Origin of the sequence: Mycolicibacterium arenosum, from assembly GCF_024320865.1 — a bacterium.
Classification (GTDB): domain Bacteria; phylum Actinomycetota; class Actinomycetes; order Mycobacteriales; family Mycobacteriaceae; genus Mycobacterium; species Mycobacterium arenosum.
The window spans coordinates 188,761-206,257 of the sequence record NZ_JANDBD010000001.1; the positions used below are offsets into that span (position 1 = coordinate 188,761).

The 17,497-nt window shown below is 69.7% G+C and carries 17 protein-coding genes; 9 read left to right on the plus strand and 8 right to left on the minus strand.

Annotated elements, in window-relative coordinates; translation table 11 throughout:
• Positions 1-17: 17 nt before the first annotated feature.
• A complete protein-coding gene (locus tag NM203_RS01010) occupies positions 18-2,924 on the minus strand; it encodes an aminotransferase (protein WP_255057724.1) in 2,907 nt (968 codons plus the stop codon).
• 25 nt (positions 2,925-2,949) lie between these two features.
• Positions 2,950-3,819, minus strand: coding sequence for an alpha/beta fold hydrolase (locus tag NM203_RS01015; RefSeq protein WP_255057725.1), 870 nt, complete (start codon positions 3,817-3,819; stop codon positions 2,950-2,952).
• A gap of 82 nt (positions 3,820-3,901) precedes the next feature.
• On the opposite strand from NM203_RS01015, the gene NM203_RS01020 reads away from it, so the two are divergent.
• The 4 genes from NM203_RS01020 to NM203_RS01035 all read left to right on the plus strand — a co-directional run bounded on the left by NM203_RS01020 (position 3,902) and on the right by NM203_RS01035 (position 6,873).
• Positions 3,902-4,375, plus strand: coding sequence for a VOC family protein (locus tag NM203_RS01020; protein WP_255057726.1), 474 nt, complete (start codon positions 3,902-3,904; stop codon positions 4,373-4,375).
• A 127-nt stretch (positions 4,376-4,502) separates the two neighbouring features.
• The gene (locus NM203_RS01025) at positions 4,503-5,177 is read left to right on the plus strand and encodes an Rv1363c family protein (protein ID WP_255057727.1); all 675 of its coding nucleotides are present in this window, start codon (positions 4,503-4,505) and stop codon (positions 5,175-5,177) included.
• Complete coding sequence (locus tag NM203_RS01030) at positions 5,174-5,977, plus strand: prolipoprotein diacylglyceryl transferase (RefSeq protein ID WP_255057728.1); 804 nt, start codon at positions 5,174-5,176, stop codon at positions 5,975-5,977. Before NM203_RS01025 ends, NM203_RS01030 begins: the two co-directional genes overlap by 4 nt.
• The gene (locus NM203_RS01035) at positions 5,977-6,873 is read left to right on the plus strand and encodes an alpha/beta fold hydrolase (protein ID WP_255057729.1); all 897 of its coding nucleotides are present in this window, start codon (positions 5,977-5,979) and stop codon (positions 6,871-6,873) included. Before NM203_RS01030 ends, NM203_RS01035 begins: the two co-directional genes overlap by 1 nt.
• On the opposite strand, the gene NM203_RS01040 is transcribed toward NM203_RS01035, so the two are convergent.
• Together NM203_RS01040 and NM203_RS01045 are read right to left on the minus strand one after the other, a co-directional pair.
• Positions 6,870-8,111, minus strand: a complete 1,242-nt coding sequence (locus NM203_RS01040; protein ID WP_255057730.1) for an HNH endonuclease signature motif containing protein — start codon at positions 8,109-8,111, stop codon at positions 6,870-6,872. The genes NM203_RS01035 and NM203_RS01040 overlap by 4 nt on opposite strands.
• Positions 8,112-8,161: 50 nt before the next feature.
• A complete protein-coding gene (locus tag NM203_RS01045) occupies positions 8,162-8,965 on the minus strand; it encodes an SDR family NAD(P)-dependent oxidoreductase (protein ID WP_255057731.1) in 804 nt (267 codons plus the stop codon).
• A gap of 47 nt (positions 8,966-9,012) precedes the next feature.
• Between NM203_RS01045 and NM203_RS01050 the strand changes: the two genes are divergently transcribed.
• Complete coding sequence (locus NM203_RS01050; protein WP_255057732.1) at positions 9,013-10,248, plus strand: WS/DGAT domain-containing protein; 1,236 nt, start codon at positions 9,013-9,015, stop codon at positions 10,246-10,248.
• Positions 10,249-10,251: 3 nt separating this feature from the next.
• Here the strand turns inward: NM203_RS01050 and NM203_RS01055 are convergent, their stop codons facing one another.
• Positions 10,252-10,848, minus strand: a complete 597-nt coding sequence (locus tag NM203_RS01055) for a TetR/AcrR family transcriptional regulator (RefSeq protein ID WP_255057733.1) — start codon at positions 10,846-10,848, stop codon at positions 10,252-10,254.
• Positions 10,849-10,872: 24 nt separating this feature from the next.
• On the opposite strand from NM203_RS01055, the gene NM203_RS01060 reads away from it, so the two are divergent.
• Together NM203_RS01060 and NM203_RS01065 are read left to right on the plus strand one after the other, a co-directional pair.
• Positions 10,873-11,637 (plus strand): SDR family NAD(P)-dependent oxidoreductase, encoded by a 765-nt coding sequence (locus NM203_RS01060; protein ID WP_255057734.1) that lies wholly within the window; start codon positions 10,873-10,875, stop codon positions 11,635-11,637.
• Positions 11,638-11,724: 87 nt separating this feature from the next.
• Positions 11,725-12,228 carry a DoxX family protein gene (locus NM203_RS01065; RefSeq protein ID WP_255058270.1) on the plus strand — a complete coding sequence of 168 codons (504 nt, stop codon included), beginning with the start codon at positions 11,725-11,727 and terminating at the stop codon, positions 12,226-12,228.
• On the opposite strand, the gene NM203_RS01070 is transcribed toward NM203_RS01065, so the two are convergent.
• Both NM203_RS01070 and NM203_RS01075 read right to left on the minus strand, forming a co-directional pair.
• Positions 12,225-13,118, minus strand: coding sequence for a diacylglycerol kinase catalytic domain-containing protein (locus NM203_RS01070; protein WP_255057735.1), 894 nt, complete (start codon positions 13,116-13,118; stop codon positions 12,225-12,227). The genes NM203_RS01065 and NM203_RS01070 overlap by 4 nt on opposite strands.
• The gene (locus NM203_RS01075; protein WP_255057736.1) at positions 13,115-14,113 is read right to left on the minus strand and encodes an SPFH domain-containing protein; all 999 of its coding nucleotides are present in this window, start codon (positions 14,111-14,113) and stop codon (positions 13,115-13,117) included. Before NM203_RS01075 ends, NM203_RS01070 begins: the two co-directional genes overlap by 4 nt.
• Positions 14,114-14,198: 85 nt before the next feature.
• Between NM203_RS01075 and NM203_RS01080 the strand changes: the two genes are divergently transcribed.
• Positions 14,199-14,891 carry an NUDIX hydrolase gene (locus tag NM203_RS01080; protein ID WP_255057737.1) on the plus strand — a complete coding sequence of 231 codons (693 nt, stop codon included), beginning with the start codon at positions 14,199-14,201 and terminating at the stop codon, positions 14,889-14,891.
• A gap of 41 nt (positions 14,892-14,932) precedes the next feature.
• Positions 14,933-16,684, plus strand: coding sequence for a DUF3556 domain-containing protein (locus NM203_RS01085; protein ID WP_255057738.1), 1,752 nt, complete (start codon positions 14,933-14,935; stop codon positions 16,682-16,684).
• Between the two features lie 4 nt (positions 16,685-16,688).
• On the opposite strand, the gene NM203_RS01090 is transcribed toward NM203_RS01085, so the two are convergent.
• Positions 16,689-17,486, minus strand: a complete 798-nt coding sequence (locus NM203_RS01090; RefSeq protein ID WP_255057739.1) for a FadR/GntR family transcriptional regulator — start codon at positions 17,484-17,486, stop codon at positions 16,689-16,691.
• Between the last annotated feature and the right edge of the window lie 11 nt (positions 17,487-17,497).

Below are 17,497 nucleotides of genomic sequence, written 5' to 3' on the forward strand. Positions count from 1 at the left end.
TAACGGGATCCGGTCGGCTACCAGCCTTCGGTGAGGACGCGGTCGAGTGCGTCGACGTAGAAGTCGGCGCCGGTGCGATCGATGCACAGCGGCGGCTTGGTCTTGAGGATGTTCTGATGGTCGCCGGTGGGCTGGATGACGACGCCGAGGTCCAGCATGCGGTTGCAGATCGCCGCCGTCTCCACGGTCGCCGGGGTCAGCGTGTCGCGGTCGCGCACCATCTCGACGCCGAGATACAGGCCCATCCCGTGCACCGTGCCGATGATCGGATGACGTTCGCCCAACTCCTCGAGCCGCGCCTTCAGATGGCCGCCGACGCGTAAGGCGTTGCCCTGCAGGTCTTCCTCGGCCAGCACGTCGAGTACGGTCAGGCCGATCGCACACGACAGCGGGCTGCCGCCGGTGGACGAGAAGAAGTAGCCCTGCGAACTGAACGCGTCGGCGACGGCACGGCTGGTGATGACCGCGCCGAGCGGATAGCCGTTGCCCGTCGACTTGGCGACCGACACGATGTCGGGGATCACGCCCTGCTGATGGAATCCCCAGAACCAGTGCCCCAGACGGCCGAACCCGACCTGCACCTCGTCGGCGATCGCCAACCCGCCGCTCGCGCGCAGCGCGCCGTACACCTCGGCGAGGTACCCGTCCGGCAGCGCCATGCCACCCGCGTTGCCGTAGACGGTCTCGCAGATGAACCCGGCCGGTGGCCGACCCTGTGCCACCAGTTCCCGGATGCTCGCGACGGCGTCCGCCGCGTATTCGCCGACGTCGTCGCCGCGGTACTTGCCCCGAAAGCTGTTGGGCGACTCCACGGTGTGTACCCAGTCCGGCCGCGTCGTGAGCGCGTTCGGATTGTCGGCCGTCGACGTCGACACCGCGTCGGTGCCGTAGGTCCACCCGTGATACGCCTCCCGCATGGCGACGACGTCGCGGCGCCCGGTCGCCGCCAGCGCGAGCCGGATCGCGAGATCGCTCGCCTCGGAACCGGAGTTGACGAGGAACACCGTGTCGAGCGCGTCGGGCAGGGTGGCTGTGAGCCGCTCGCTGTACTCGACGACGGCCTCGTAGTTGAAGCGGGAGTTGGTGTTGAGCCTGCGGAGTTGACGGTTGGCGGCGTCGGCGACTCGCGGGTGCGCGTGCCCGAGCACGGCCACGTTGTTGACCATGTCCAGGTACACCCTGCCGCGCGTGGACATCAGGTGGTGTCGCCACCCGCGTTCGATCTGCGGCGGCGCGTCGTAGTAGTGCTCCTGCACGCGCGCGAAGCTGCTGTCACGGCGGGCGAGGAGATCCCGCTCCGCATCGGCTGACAGCGCGTCGAGGCCGAGAAGCGGTCGCGGATCCCGGGTTAGCGCCAGCCAGCCGTTCGCGACGTCGGCGGGCACGTACGGCGGGGCGACAGGTGCGGACGCCGGCCGGATCGTGACCGAGGACCACCTGTCCTCGTCGATGGTGGCGAACGGCGCACCGGCTTCGACACGGCCGCCCGCCACGGCGACGGCGTCGGTCACGGTCACCACGTAGTCGCCGCCGTGCAGGACGACCGCGCCGTCCTCGGTGTCGACGCGGCCCGACCACGGCGCCGCCAGCGTCGTGGTGTGTGCGGGCCACAGCGTCACGCCGGTGGACACCACGTCGGGCGTGTCCTGGGCGAGGAACGGTGCCCGCGTCAGCCGGGGTTCGCCGAAGCGGGTGACCACCAGCGACGCACCGCCGTCGACCGCCGTGCGCGCGGCCGCATCCTCCACCGCGGTGCCGAACGCACCGGCGTCGAACACCTCCGAGGTGGAGGAGAGGTCGAGCGTGGTGACGGTCGCGGGATCGAGTCCGACGATGAGCGGCTCAGCGATGAGTGGCGAATGCTGTTGGGGGAAGCCGAGTTCAGCGATGATCACGCCGGTCATCACGTCGATGGGCACCGATGTCGCGATGGTGAACATCCGCGCCTGACCGTCCGTCTGACCCGTCACGTACTCGTTGTCGGGATCCACGGCGGCCTGTTGCGCATCGCTGACGAGCAGCACCGCCGTCCGCAGCACCAGGAGCGGCCAGAGCGCGTTCGCCTCCGTCCGGCTCAGTGGCCGGATCGCGTGAAAAGCCTTGACAGCGGGCAGAATCGAGGTGGGACCGCATCCCGGATGCCCCAGTACCGACGACGCGGTGACGGCGAGCTCGCTGACCGCCCAGCTGTCCGACAGGTCGCCGAAGTCGATGAGGCCGTCCGGAACCGGCGCGCCCACAACGCGAGTCGCGACGACGTTGGCGTCGGTGAGGTCGAGGTGCACGGCCTGCCGCGGCAGCGCGTCGGCGACTGCGTCGATCCGATGGGTCGCGTCGGCGGCGGCCTGTTCGATGCGGGCCCGCAGCGCCGGATCGCCGACGTGCTCGGCCAGTGTGTCGACAACGGCCTTGCCGTAGCGCAGATCCCACTGCAGCGCGCGATCCAGGCCGGGATGCTCGAACGTCGCCAGCGCACGGCTGACGCGGCCGGACAGCTCGCCGAGTCCGGCGATCACCTCGGGTGCCAGGAAACCGTCGTCGACCAGCGCGCCGCCGGGCAGGTAGCGCAGGTACCGAACGTAGGCGGTGCCCTCGAGCAGGCCGGTCACCTCGGTGAGGACCTGTCCCGCGCGGTTGGGCAGCGGCACCGCGACCCGGACGTCGGGTTCGGCGTCCGCGATCAGCGCGGCGGCGGCGTCCTGCGCGTGCAGTTCGTCGGCGGTGAACGCCGGGTTGGCGACCTTGAGCACGCCGAGCACGTCGCCGTCGTCGGCTGATACGAGGAAGTTCTGATCCTGTTGACTACCGAGCGATGTCACTCGCGCCGCGACGCCGTAGTGGTCCGCGAGCAGCTGCTGGGCCGCGGCGTCGGAGACCTGCGGCGCGGGTAGCTCGGGTTGTTCGAAGAAGTTGAAGCCGTTCACTGCCGTCAGCTCTTCGCGCGGGAACTCATCGCTGCTGGGACACGAAGCGGACCACGACGTCGGTGAACGCGTCGTTGTCGTCACCCGCCGCGGTGTGCCCGGCGTCGGCCAACTCGACGAACTCCGCGTGCGGCACCTTGGCGAGGAAGTCCTGCACGCCCTCCTCGCTGACGACGTCGGAGAGCTTGCCGCGGATCAGCAGGATGGGCACCTCCAGGTTGACGGCCGCCTGCTCCAGCTTGTGGAAGCGGGTGTACGGATCGTCCTGCGGCTTGGTGAGGAACGCCGGATCCCAGTGCCAGTACCAGCGGCCGTCCTCGCGCAGCCGCAGGTTCTTCTTCAGGCCTTCGACGCTCCGGGGCTTGGGACGATGCGGCAGATACGCGGCGACGGCTTCGGCGGCCTCCTCGAGCGAGGTGAAGCCCTCCAGCCCGCTGGCCATGAAATCGCGGATCTTGGCACTGCCGTTCTTCTCGAACTTCGGCACGACGTCGACGAGCACCAGCCGCGTGACCAGCTCCGGGCCCGCCTCGTGCGCCGCCTGGATACCGGTCAGCCCGCCCATGCTCGCGCCGATGAGGACCACGGGCCTGCCGATCTGATAGAGCACCTGCAGGGTGTCCTCGCACAGCGCCTCGACCGAGTAGTTCGCGTTCGGGGCGCGGTCGCTGTCGCCGTGGCCTCGGCTGTCCTTGGCGACGACGTGGTAACCGGCGTCGGCGAGGGTCTGGCCGGTGCTCTTCCAGGAGAACCGGTTCTGACCGCCGCCGTGCAGCATCAGGATCGTCGGCTTGTCGGCCGCCACCTCGGCGTCACGGTTCCACTCGTCGGCCACCAGTGCCAGGTCGTCCACGCCTCGGAACGTCACGGTCTGGGGTGCACTAGTCACAGACATAGCTGCACGTTATACGGGGCGTGCCCCCGTTCGTCACCGGCCCGCGGCGATGAGTTTCCGCGGGTGTGGAGGTCGACATCGCATGCCCGCGATCACGCCGTGCCTCTGGTTCGAGAACAACACCCTGGAAGGAGCAGCCGAGTTCTACGTCTCGGTCTTCCCGAATTCGTCGGTCGGGGAGCTGCACCGCTACACCGAGGCCGGTCCGGGCACGCCAGGGGACGTCGTCTACGGCACGTTCGTGCTCGACGGGCAGCGGTTCCTCGCCATCAACGGCAGCCCGCAGCCGTTCAGCGAGGCCGTCTCCTTCGAGGTGCTGTGCGCCGACCAGGACGAGGTCGACCACTACTGGGACACGCTGACCGACGGCGGCGAGGAATCGCAGTGCGGATGGCTCAAGGACCGCTTCGGCGTCTCCTGGCAGATCGTGCCGAAGCGGCTGTACGAGCTCGTCGAGCACGCCGATCCCGCGGTCGCCGCGGCGGCGACCGCCGCGATGCTGACGATGCGCAAGATCGTCGTCGCCGAATTGGAGGCCGCGGCTCGCACCGCGTGACGTAGGCACCCACACCGGCTTCGCGAGCGGTCACCGCATACGATCCGTCGACGGGCACGTACGTTGGTCCGGACGGATGCGTCTACGCGCGGGCAGACCTGGCCCGTGACGACGATCAGGAGCGAACATGGGTGACGGTGCTGCTGCCCCCGAGGGGCCGCTGAGCGAGGCTGCGGAAGCACCCCCGGCTCCTGATCCAGCCGAGCTCGAGCAGCCGGCCGACGACGCCGACGAGTCGACCACCGAGGAAGCGGAAGCGGCCCAGAAGCACGGACGACACTCCATGCCGGCCGAGCCGAAGGCACCGAGGAAACCGCTGTCAGTCGTCGCGTGGGCCCTCATCGCGGGTCTGATCGTCCTCCTGGGGCTATCGGCGGCGGTCGGCTGGCTGGGGTGGACCGCCTACCAGGACCGCCAGGCGCAGGAGAAGCGCAACCTGTTCCTGCAGGTCGGCAGGCAGGGCGCGGTGAACCTCACCACCATCGACTTCGCGCACGTCGACGACGACGTGAAGCGCATCCTCGACTCGGCGACCGGGTCCTTCTACGACGAGTTCCAAGGCCGCTCGCAGCCGTTCACCCAAGTGGTCAAGCAGGTGAAGTCGCGGTCGGTCGGCAACGTCACCGAGGCGGGTGTCGAGTCGCAAACGGACACCGAGGCGCAGGTTCTGGTGGCGGTCACGGTCAACACGACGGTCGAGGGCCAGCCCGACCAGGCGCCGCGTGCGTGGCGGATGCGAATCCTGGTGCAGGAGACGGGCGAAGACGAAGCCAAGGTGGCCAACGTGGAGTTCGTTCCGTGACAGAACCAGGTGAGCAGAAGCGCCGGACGCGACACATCCTGAAGCGGTCCAGCCTCGGAGAGTCCAAGGTCGCCGCGGAGAGTGCGTCCGATGAGACCGCCGAGACGCCGGTCAGTCTGGCCAAGGAGCCGGAGTCGGCCGCGATCGAGGAGACCTCCGAGCCGATTGCCGAGGAGCCGGCCGACCAGGAGCCGGTTGCCGAGGAGCCGGTTGCCGAGGAGCCGGTTGCCGAGGAGCCGGGCGACGAGAAGCCGGGCGACGGCGCAGTCGACACCGCCGACGAGTCAGTCGGCGATCCCGCTCCGGAGCAGCGTGGCGGCAGGGTCGCCAAGGTGTTCGCGTTCGGCGTGGTGCCCTTCCTCGCAGTGGTGGTCGCCGTCGCGGTGGGGTGGCTGGCGTTCGTCGACATCAGGTCGGATCAGGTTGCCGCTGCCCGTGATCAGGCCGTGCAGGCCGCCAAGGACAGCACGATCACGCTGCTCTCGTACAACCCGGACAGTGTCGAACAGCAGCTGACCGATGCCCGCGGACTGCTCACCGGCGAATTCAAGGACTCCTACACCCAGCTGACGACGGACGTCGTGATCCCCGGCGCGAAGCAGCAGCGGATCTCCGCCGTCGCGACCACGCCGCGCGCCGCGTCGGTGTCCACCGAGACCGATCACGCGGTGGTGCTGGTGTTCGTCAACCAAACCGTGGTGGTCGGCGACAGTCAGCCGAGCGCGACCATCTCCAGCGTCCGAGTCACGTTGGAGAAGGTCGACGGAAAGTGGCTCATCTCCAAATTCGAGCCGGTCTGATGACAGCGCCGCGCGAGATCGACGTCACCACGCCGGACGTCACGCTGCGAGTGCTGGTGTGGGGTAGCGACGACGCTCCGATAGCTCTGTGCCTGCACGGCTTTCCCGACACCGCACACGGCTGGCGCAAGGTCGCGCCGCTTCTGGTGGACGCGGGCTGGCGAGTCGTCGCTCCGTTCATGCGGGGCTACGCGCCGTCCACCGTGTCGTCGGACGGCAGCTATCACGTCGGGGCTCTCATGGACGACGCGCTGCGGGTGCTCGACGCCGTCGGCCCGACCGGACGCGATGTGCTGATCGGGCACGACTGGGGTGCCATCGCGGGAGCCGGCCTGGCCGCGATGCCGGAGAGCCCGTTCGGTAGGGCCGTCATCATGTCGGTGCCGCCGTCGGCGTCGTTCCGGGGCAGGGTTCCCCACCTGGGCAGGCTGGTCGCGGGACTGCCGAGGCAGATGGCCCGCAGCTGGTACATCGCCTACCACCAGTTGCCTTGGCTGCCAGACCATTCCGCATCGTGGGAGATCCCGAGGCTGTGGCGGCAGTGGTCACCCGGCTACGCCTCGCATGAGGACGTCGCGCTGGTGCGCACCGCGATCGGCGCCCCCGAGAACTGGCGGGCCGCGCTCGGCTACTACCGCCAGACGATGCGCGGCAGCAAGCCGCCCCCGCGTTACGCCGAACTTCACGACTACTGGCTGGCCAAGCCGGTCATGCCGGTGCTCTATCTGCACGGCACCGAGGATGGCTGTGCCTCAAGCGATTACAGCCGCTGGGTGGAGCGCATCCTGCCCGAGGGCAGTCGCACGGAACTCGTGGCAGACGCAGGGCACTTCCTGCAGCTCGAGCAGCCCGACGTGGTGGCACGGCACATCGTCGGGTTCATCGGGCCGCACTAGCCGGTCGGCGTGTACGGGTCGTACCACCACCAGTGGGCGCGTTCGCCGGTCGGCCCTTTGTAGGGGGCGACCGCGGGTGGGGGTGTCGTGGGTGGTCGGGCGAGGGAGGCGTTGGTCAGTGTTCGGCCGCGGCGGTCGGTGACGGTGAGGTGGTGGGCGTCGCCGCCGATGGTGATGACACCGCGGTGATGCAGGCGGTGGTGGTACGGGCAGACCAGGACGAGGTTGTCCAGTTCGGTGGGGCCGCCGTCCTCCCAGTGCACGATGTGATGGGCGTGCAGTCCGCGGGTGGCTCCGCAGCCGGGGACCACGCAGGTGCCGCGGTCGCGGTGCTCCAGCGCGCGGCGCAGCCGCCGGTTCACGGTGCGGGTGGCCCGCCCGGTGCCGATCACCCGGCCCTGGCGTTCGAACCAGACTTCGCAGGTCGCGTCGCACAGTAGGTAGCGGCGCTCCTCGTCGGACAGCAGCGGCCCCAGATGCAACGATGCGAGACGCTGGTCGACGTCGAGGTGCGCGACCACGGTGGTGCGCTGTGCGTGTGGGCGGGCCGCGGCGTCGGTGTCCCAGCCGGCGTCGACCAGGCTCATGAACGCGTCCACGGTGGTGGGCATGGGTGGGGTCTGCCCGGTGACCGCCTCGGCGTGGTCGCGTTTCCAGTCGGCGATGAGCGCGTCGCGGTGCGAGCCCAGGGCGGCGTCGAAGCGGGCGGCGTCCAGCTTGGGCAGGGTGATCTTCCACGTGGTGTGCTCCCCGTGCTCGGACCTGGTGACCGACCGTGTCGGTTCCGGCTTGGGCGTCGGCTCGGGTTTGGGTTCGAGGCTGATGGCCGTGCGCAGTTGGGTGACGGTCGCACTCCGGGCGAGGTGGGCGTAGTGGGCGTCGGATCCGTCGCCGGCCTTCTCGGCGATCGCCCCGACCTGATCCAGCGACAACCGGCCCTCGCGTAGGGCGTCGGTGCACTGCGGGAACTCGGAGGCCCGCTTCGCCACCGCGACGACGGTTTCGGCGTTGCGCGGCGAGCAGCCGGTCTTCCAGGCCACCAGTGCGGCGATCGAGCGGCAGCCGGTGTTTCCCCAGAGGCCGTAGACGCCGTCGCCGTCGATCTCGGCGACGATGTCGACGATGCGGCCGTCGAGGGCGTTGCGCTGTCCGGTGATCTCGGCGAGTTCGGCGAACAACGCGTCGAGGCGCTCGCCCCGACTGAGGTCGGGCCCGTAAGACGCTGCCGCCGTGGACATGACCCCATACTGGCACGGCAGTACGACAATTTTTCCGGCGGTGCTGACCCCTACCGGTTCTTAAGTGCCGGATGGCTTTTCGCGAGGATCGGCAGCAGCAGCTTGCGCGGCAGCACCTGATACGCCGCGGCGCCGACCCGATTGAACACGCCCGGCACGATGACGGTCTTGCCCGCGGCGAGCCCGTCGACGGCGATCCTGGCGACCTCGTCCGCCTCGACCCACATGACCTTGGGTAGCGAGGCTTCGGCGTCGGCGTCGGAAATGCCCGCTGCCGCACCGAAACCGGTCTTCACGGGGCCGGGGCACAGTGTGGCGGCGACGACGCCGGTCCCGCTCAGCTCCTGACCGAGCGCCTGCGTGTAGGACAGTACGAACGCCTTCGCGGCTCCGTAGGCCGCCTGGCCGGGCAGCGGACCGAACGCACCGACGGACCCGACGTTGAGCACCGCACCCCGGCCGCGCTCGACCATGCCGGGCACGAAGCGGCTGCACAGGTCGACGACGGCGTTGACGTCCACCTCGACGAGGTTGAGTTCGGCGTCGGGATCGGATTCCGCCACCGGGCCGGACGTGCTCAGCCCGGCGTTGTTCACCAGGATGTCCACGACGAGGCCGAGCTCGGCGACGCGCCCCGGCAGCGCGGCCCGGTCGGCGCGATCGGAGAGATCGGCGGCCAGCACGTGTGCGTCGGCGCCCAATGCCGCGGCGAGATCGGCGAGTTTATCGGCACTGCGGGCGACGAGCACCACGCTGCGGCCGCGCGCGATGAACTCCCTCGCGAGCTCGGCTCCGATGCCCGACGACGCGCCGGTGACGAGGACGGTTCCGTTGTTACTCGCTGCGGGAAGCATGACCGGAGCCTAGCCGCGGCGAGTCGACCGACTGATGTAATGGGCGGGTGAGCGCGGATCGTTTGACAGCCGTCGACGCGCAGTCGTTCTGGCTGTCGACCAAGATCCCCAACGACACCTTCCTGCTGTTCGGCTTCGCAGGCGCTCCCGCCGATCTCGATCGAGCGATCGCCGACGTCAGGGCCCGCGCGGCGGGCATCCGCGAACTGGCGGTGCGGATCGATGACAGCTCGCGTCTGCACTATCCGCAGTGGGTGCACGCCGACGCCGCCGACGTGGTCGTGCACGCCGGCGGCGCGTGGGCGGAGTGTCTGGACGCGACGGTCGCGCTGATCGACGACCAACTGGACCTATCGGTGCGGGCGTGGCGGCTGCACGTCTTCCCTTCCGTCGACGGGATCCCCGCGGTGGAGGGTCCCGGAACCGTTGCGGTGCTGCAGATCTCCCACGCCCTCGGCGGCGGCGGTCGTACGGCGCTGACAGCGGCGCTGATGTTCGGCCGCGACGGCGCGCTGCCCGACGTCGACCCGCTGCACGTGAACCCGGCCCTGCTTCCGGTGCTCGGATTCCGTGCCGCCCGCGCGCAACGGCAACTGATGGCCGACACCGAGGCGGGCCTGGTGCCGCCGCCCACCGAGCCGTTCCCGGTGCTGCGCACCAACAACCGGCCCGAAGGATCTCGCGGCCTGCGGACGGTCGTGCGTGCCAAGGAGCACCTGCGCGGCGGCACCGTCACGGTCGCGGCGCTCACTGCGATATCCGAGGCGCTGGCAGGCCATCTCGACGACCGACCGCAACGGCTGGGCGCGGAGCTGATGATCGCGAAGTCGGGCCCGCGCCGGGCGTTCAACCACTTCGGCGCTGCGGGCGTCGGCCTGTACCCGGAGCTGCCGTCGGCCGACCGGGCCGCCCGCATCACGGCGGACATCGCGGAGCGCAGGCAGCGCGCCGCGCATCCCGCGATATGGGCGCAGACGCTCGCCAGCGCCGCAACGCCGGCGCCGCTGTCACGTTGGGGGATAAGCCAATTCGACGCTGAGGTGCGGGCGGCCGCGGTGAACGGCAACACGGTGGTCTCCAGCGTCAACGGGGGCGCCTGCGACTACGCGTTCGGTGGTGCTCCCGTCGCGCTGCTGGCGGCGTTTCCGGGGCTGTCGCCCATGATGGGGCTGACGCACTGCGTGTGCGGGGTCGGCGACACGATCTCGGTCAGCGTGCACGCGGCGGAATCGGCGATCGGTGAGATCGACGCGTACGTGGCACGGCTGGAAGCGGCACTCTAGACGTCAGCGGCGCAGGCCTTCGATGCCGACGTCCAGTGCGGCCTCGAGGTAGCCGATGTCGCCGGTGCTCAGCAGCACCGACACCCCGCCCTGGATCCCGGCGAGCAGAGCGCTGGCGGCCCTGGTCGCGTTCACGTCGGCGGCGACCTCGCCCTGCTGCTGCATGGCGCGCACCCCGGCTTCGATCTCGTTGCGCCAGTCGGTGATCAGCGTCGAGGTGACCGCGTGCGCCCCAGGGGTGCGACCGATCTCCGACATCACCGTCGACAGCGGGCACAGCCGACCCTGCGTGCGATAGCGATCGACGACGGCGTCGCGCCAGCGCTGCCACGCCGCCCACGACGTCAGCCGGCTCAGGTGCGGCTGTTGGTCGGCGAGCACCCGGTCGGCCTCCTGTTGCGCCACCGCGAGCAGCAGTTGGTCCTTGCCGAGCGGGAAGTAGTGGAACAGCTGGCTCTTGGAGGTCCCGGTGCGCTCCATGACGTCCTCGAGTCGCGTTCCCACGGCGCCGTTGGCCCGGATCTCGGCGGCGGCACCGTCGATGATGCGCTGCCGGGTGGCTCGTCCCTTTGCCGTGAGTTTCTGGACTTGCAGGTCCATTTTCAGCTCGCCATCCTTGGACTCATGAGTCCAAACGATACGCGGCTGCACGGCCGCACAGCACTGGTTACAGGGTCCACCGGCGGCCTCGGCGTCACCATCGCGCACACGCTCGCGAGGGCCGGCGCGCGCGTCGTCGTGTCGGGTCGCAGGAGGGACCGCGGCGACGAGGTGGTCACGGGAATCCGCGCGGCCGGCGGCGACGCGACGTTCGTGGTCGCCGACCTCGGTGCCGGGGGAGACGCCGTGCGAAGGCTGGCCGACCAGGCCACGGCGGCCGCGGGCGGGCACCTCGACGTGCTGGTCAACAACGCCGCCACTCTGCTCATGCCGAAGCCCACCGCCGACGTCACCGACCGTGAGCTGCAGGACGTGTTCGGCGTCAACGTCTTCGCGCCCTTCCTGGTCACCGGGGCCATCGCGCCGGCCATGGCGGCACGGGGCGGCGGGGCGATCGTCAACGTCGGCTCGAACACCGGACTGCGTGGCAGCGCCGGTTCCGCGGTGTACTCGGGGACCAAGGCCGTCCTCCACTCCTTCACGCAGTCGTGGGCCGACGAGTACGGACCGGCGGGAGTGCGGGTCAACGCCGTCGCGCCGGGCCCCATCGCCACCGAACGTGCGGTGGAGTTCGCCGACCACGTGGCGCCGATGCTGGCGCGGGTCCCCTCGCGGCGCATGAGCACGCCCGACGAGGTCGCCGCCAGCGTGCTGTTCCTCGCGTCCGACGACGCCGCGAACGTGCACGGCGTGGTGCTCAGCGTCGACGGGGGCTGGGCGGCCGTTTAACAGAGTCGTCTACCCGGGTCGCTGTCGCTCCTGCCCACCGGAAGCAATACATTCTGTTGCGTGACTGAGACTGCCTTCGACTTCACGATGCTCGTCCTGCGCGTGGTGCTCGGCCTGACGATGGCCGCCCACGGCTACAACAAGTTCTTCGGCAAGGGCGGCCTGTCCGGAACCGCGGGCTGGTTCGACAGCATCGGGATGAAGCCCGGCATGTTCCACGCCCGCGTCGCGGCCAGCACCGAGATGGCTGCGGGCCTGGGTCTCGCCGTCGGCCTGCTGACGCCGATTCCCGCCGCGGGTTTCGTGGCGCTGATGTTCACCGCCTACTGGACGGTGCACCGCAAGAACGGCTTCTTCATCGTCAAGGACGGCTACGAGTACAACCTCGTGCTCGCCGTGGTGGCCGTCGCGATCGCGGGCTTCGGGGCGGGCAAGTACAGCCTCGACTACCTGCTGTTCGGGTGGGACGGCATCGGCGCCTACCTCTGGGGCTGGTGGGGACTGGCCATCGCGGCGGTGCTCGGCCTGGCGGGCGGCATCGGTCAGGTGCTGATCTTCTTCCGGCCGCCGGCGCCCGCAGACGCGGCTTAGCGCAGCAGGCGCAGCGTCCGTTCCGCCAGCCGCACCGCCACCCGCTGGCCCCACGACAGCTGCAGCGCGTCCGCCTCGACACCGTCTCCGAACGCGACGAGTCGGTCGGACTCCACGGCGACCGTGAGTTCCGCGCCGGTCAGCTCGCCGTCCACCAGCGTCGTGCCGGTGGCGGGGGACGGCCACGCCTCCCGGACGAACCAGGCCAGGCGGGCTTCCGTCGGCGCCGGTAAGCGGACGCGGTCACCGCGCTCTCTCGATACCGACCGGCACCAGCCCGTGGCGCCCGTACCGGTGGACACGATCAGCCCCGAGGACGCCTGCCGCTCCGACCGGCCGTCGGGCAGCGCCAGCGTGTACCGCGCGGTCTGGTGGCTGGCGTGGCCGACGAAGATCTCGTTGACGGCCAGCAGTCGCTGGCCGTCGTCCGTCGCGACCTCCACCATCGCGCGCAGTTCGACGTCGGCGCGCGGGTTCACGGCGCCGGGCAGCAGTTTGCACGCCGATGCCGGTGGATGCGGCACCAGCACACCGGGATTGCGGTCGGGATCGGGATTGACGCCGAGCACCGGCTGGCCGTCGAGGTACTTGGCCACGTTGGCCACCAGCCCGTCCTGCCCGACGACCACCACCACGTCGTCGGGCTCGAACAGGAACCGCGACAGGTCCGTCCGCTCGACCCGGCCCCGCCGCCAGTCGACGGGTATCGCCGCCGCGACGGTTGTCAGCGCGGAACGGGCCAGCGCGTGGCGGTTCTCGAGTTCCGCGATGTCGCGGCCGCGGCTGGTCAGGAAGAACGCAGCCTGACCGTGCGTGCCGTGCCGGGCGAGCGCGTCGTCCAGTTCGGTGCGCCGGTGCACCAGGACGACGCGCGGTGCGAGGGTGCTCACCGGCCGGCTCCCAGACGACGCAGCACCGGCGCCAGCAGGTCCGGTGTCAGCACCAGGTTCTCGATGTTGGGAAGGTTCGCGGCCAGTTCCTTCACCGCCAGGCCCAGCATGGTCGCCTCGCTGAGGTCGCGGTAGGCGGCCAGCCGGGCGGCGTCGGCGTCGCCCTCTGCGGTGCCGATCAACCGGGTGGCCTCCGCCTTGGCCTCGGCCAGCTGTACCTCGCGACGCGCCTTCGCCTCGGTGGCGATCGCGTCGGCGGCCCAGGACTCCTGCGTCCGCAACCGCTCGTTGGCGCCGTTGCGGGCGACGAGTTCCTCTTCGCGGCGGGCGAGTTCGATCTTCGTCTGCAGTTCGTTCTCGCCGATGGCGCGTTCGCGTTCGACCGCCAGTGCGCGCCGCTCGAAGGTCGCCTTGTCGGCGTCCTGCTGGACCTGTTCGCGGGTGGGCGTCTGCAGGGCCCGCTCGACGTCGGGCTCGGGCCGGATGGCCACCACGCGCACCCCGATGACCGCGATGCCCGTGTCGGCGAGCCGGTCGTCTGAGATGAGGCCGGCTGTCATCCGGTCGCGAACCGCGCTGATGTCGTCGACCAGCGCGGCGGTGAGCGCGGTGCGGGCCAGCAGGTCGAGTCCGTGTTGCTGGGCGGTCTCGGTGAGCAGCCCCGCGACCTGCTCGAGCGGGCTCGCGCGCCACCGGCCGGTTTCGGTGTCGATGGCGAAGTCGATGCGCTGGGCCGCCAGCGTCGGGTCCACGATCCGATAGGTGACCGACGCCTGCACGGTGACGTCCTGGAAGTCGGCGGTCCTGGCGTGGAACAGCAGAGGCAGTTCCCGGTCGTCGAGCGGAATCTCGGACATGGAGGCGGTCAGCGGCCGGAACCAGAACGCCAGGCCGGCGCCGTCCTGGACGACTCTGCCGCGGCGCAGCGCCCGGATGTGAGCGGTCGGCGCGGCTCGCAGGTGACGCAGCAGTGGATATCGCGTGATGACGGCCATGGGTGGCCTCCTCCTCTAGTAATTGTCAAACTGACGATAATCGTGCCTGTCGCTTTTCGTCAAGTTGACGATTACTGTGCTGGGCATGCCCTACGACCCGATCGCGTTCCCGGCCGTCGCCGTCACGGTCGACCTGGTCGCGCTGACGATTCGAGACGGCGTACTCGCCGCTGTGGCGATCCGGCGCGGTGAGGAACCCTTCCTCGGCGAGTGGGCGCTGCCCGGCGGCTTCGTCAGGGCCGGGGAGGACCTCGACGCCGCGGCCGGCCGCGAACTGACGGAGGAGACCGGGCTGACGGCCGATCGGCTGCACCTCGAGCAGCTGGCCAGTTACGGTGCGCCACGTCGCGACCCGCGGATGCGCGTCATCTCCGTCGCCTACCTGGGGCTGGGTCCCGACCTGCCGCTGCCCGTCGCGGGCGGTGACGCGTCGGGTGCCCGGTGGGCGCCGGTCGACGAACTCCTGGCCGCCGACCTGGCCTTCGACCACCACCGGATTCTCGCCGACGGCGTCGAACGGGCGCGTGCGAAGCTCGAGTACACCCCGCTGGCCACCGTGTTCTGCGAGCCGGAGTTCACCGTCGCGGAACTGCGCCGCGTGTACGAGATCGTCTGGGGTGCAACGCTGGACGGCCGCAACTTCCACCGGAAGGTGACGACGGCCGCTGGATTTCTCCGGCCGACGGGGACTACCACCACGCGCGACGGCGGCCGGCCCGCGCAGCTGTACCGCCGCGGCGACCTGCAGGTGCTGTACCCGCCGATGCTGCGCGGCTGAAATCACCCTACAAAACAGGAACACGTTCTAGTCTGTGGCGCATGGGTTTCCTGAAGCAGGACGCACCCGTCGTCGACTTCCCCGAGTGGATCAAGGGCACCCGCGCCGAGCGGATCCGTCCGCTCACGCTGCACTGGGGCGAAGTGGGCTTCGGGACGCCGGTGGTGCTGCACCTGTTCTACGTCGTGAAGATCCTGCTCTACGTGCTGGGCGCCTGGTTGATCGCAGTGAGCACCTCCGGGCTGGGAGGGTTGGCCGGCTTCACCGATGTCACTTCCTGGTACGACGAGCCGATCGTGTTCCAGAAGGTCGTGCTGTACACGATGTTGTTCGAGGTGGTCGGCCTCGGATGCGGCTTCGGCCCGCTCAACAACAGGTTCTTCCCGCCGCTCGGGTCGATCCTCTACTGGCTGCGGCCGGGCACCATCCGGCTGCCACCGTGGCCCGATCGGATTCCGCTGACGAAGGGCACGATCCGCAAACCGTTCGACGCGGCGCTCTACGGCGCGCTGCTGGTGGTGCTCGTCGTGGCGCTGGCCTCCGACGGCACGGGGCCGATCCCGTCGCTCGGCACCACGGTCGGAGTGCTGCCCGCCTGGCAGATCTGGACGATCCTCGGGATCCTGGCCGTCGCGGGCCTGCGCGACAAGGTCATCTTCCTGGCGGCCCGCGGCGAGGTGTACGCGTCGTTCACGGTGGCGTTCCTGTTCGCCGGTCCCGACATGATCATCGCCGCGAAACTGGTGTGCCTGGTGATCTGGATGGGCGCTGCCACCTCGAAGCTCAACAAGCACTTCCCGTTCGTCATCTCGACGATGATGTCCAACAGTCCGATGGTGCGGACGAAGAAGCTCAAGCGGATGTTCTTCGAGAAGTTCCCCGACGACATGCGGCCCGGCCGGTTGTCCCGGATCGTCGCGCACTTCTCCACCGCGGTGGAGATGCTGGTGCCGCTGGTCCTGTTCTTCTCCCACGGGGGCTGGGCGACGGTCATCGCCGCGGCCGTCATGCTGATCTTCCACTTCGGCATTCTCAGCGCGATCCCCATGGGCGTGCCGCTGGAGTGGAACGTCTTCATGATGTTCAGCGTGCTGGCGTTGTTCGTCGGGCACGCGGGGATCGGCCTCGGCGACATGACGACGCCGCTGCCGATCGTGCTTTCCGTCGTCGTCGCGGGGACCGTGGTGTTGGGAAACCTGTTCCCGCGCAAGATCTCCTTCCTGCCGGGCATGCGCTACTACGCGGGCAACTGGGACACGACGCAGTGGTGCATGAAGCCGTCCGCCGACGCGAAGATCGCCGCGGGCCTGGTGGCCATCGCGAGCATGCCCGCATCTCAGACCGAGAAGTTCTACGGCAGCGCCGAGCAGGCCCTGGTGATGATGCACTCCGGATACGCGTTCCGCGCGATGAACACCCACGGCCGCGCGCTGTTCACCCTCGTCCACCGGGCGATGGCCGACGGCAACGAGGACGACTACGTCATCACCGAGGGAGAGCGGTTGTGCAGCACCGCCATCGGCTGGAATTTCGGTGACGGCCACATGCACAACGAGCAGCTGATCAACGCCATGCAGGAGTTGTGCCACTTCGAACCCGGCGAGGTCCGCGTCGTGCTGCTGGACGCGCAGCCCATCCACAAGCAGCGTCAGGAGTACCGGCTCGTCGACGCCGCCACCGGAGAGTTCGAACGCGGCTACGTGGAGGTGGCCGACATGGTGACCCGCCAGCCGTGGGCCGACGACGTACCGGTCCACGTCACGTGGACGAAGGACGGGGCCGACGCCACGTAGCTCGTCAGCCCATCACGTCGCGGATCTCGACGCTCTCCAGACCGGTGAGGAGGAGCTCCCGAGTGGCGTCGAGGTGCCTGCGCCAGTGCGCTTCCGCCCCCGCGGCGTCGCCGGCGCGCAGGAACTGCAGCAGCTTGCGGTAGGACCGGATCAGCTTGTCGAAGTCGGCCTTCGAGACGGACTTGTGCTCCTTGAAGACGAAGGCCGTGTGCCTGACCGTGATCTCGTGCAGCATGCCCGCCACGACGCTCAACGTCGCATTGCCCGACAACTGCACCACGCGCAGGTGGAACAGCCCGGTGCTCTCGGCGAGGCTGCCCGACTCGTGTCCGTCGGCGACGAGTTGCTCGAGGAGGACGTCGAGTTCGTCGAAGGCGTCCGCCGACCCCGACTCGGCGAGCAGTCGCGCCGCCATCGGCTCGATGCCCGCCTTCGCAGTGAGCAGGTCGGCGATCGTCGCGCCGGAGAGTTCGAGCAGCAACCCCGCCGGGCGGGCGACGATCTCCGGGCCGGGGACGCGCACACGCGCACCGGTACGGGAACCGCGGCGCACTTCGACGAGCCGCTCCGACTCGAGCACGCGCACCGCTTCGCGCAGCGTCGGCCTGCTGACGCCGAAGTGCGTCATCAGCTCGGCCTCGTTGGGCAGGAAGTCGCCCTCCTTGAGCTGGCCGTCGACCACCATGCGGCGCAGGGTGCCCGCCACCAGCTCCGCCGTCTTTGGGGACCGAATGGGCGAGCCGGACAGCGGTGCCACACCTTCGGGCCCGATCATCGGCGCCAGGGGCGTACTACGAGCCACGACACCTCCTC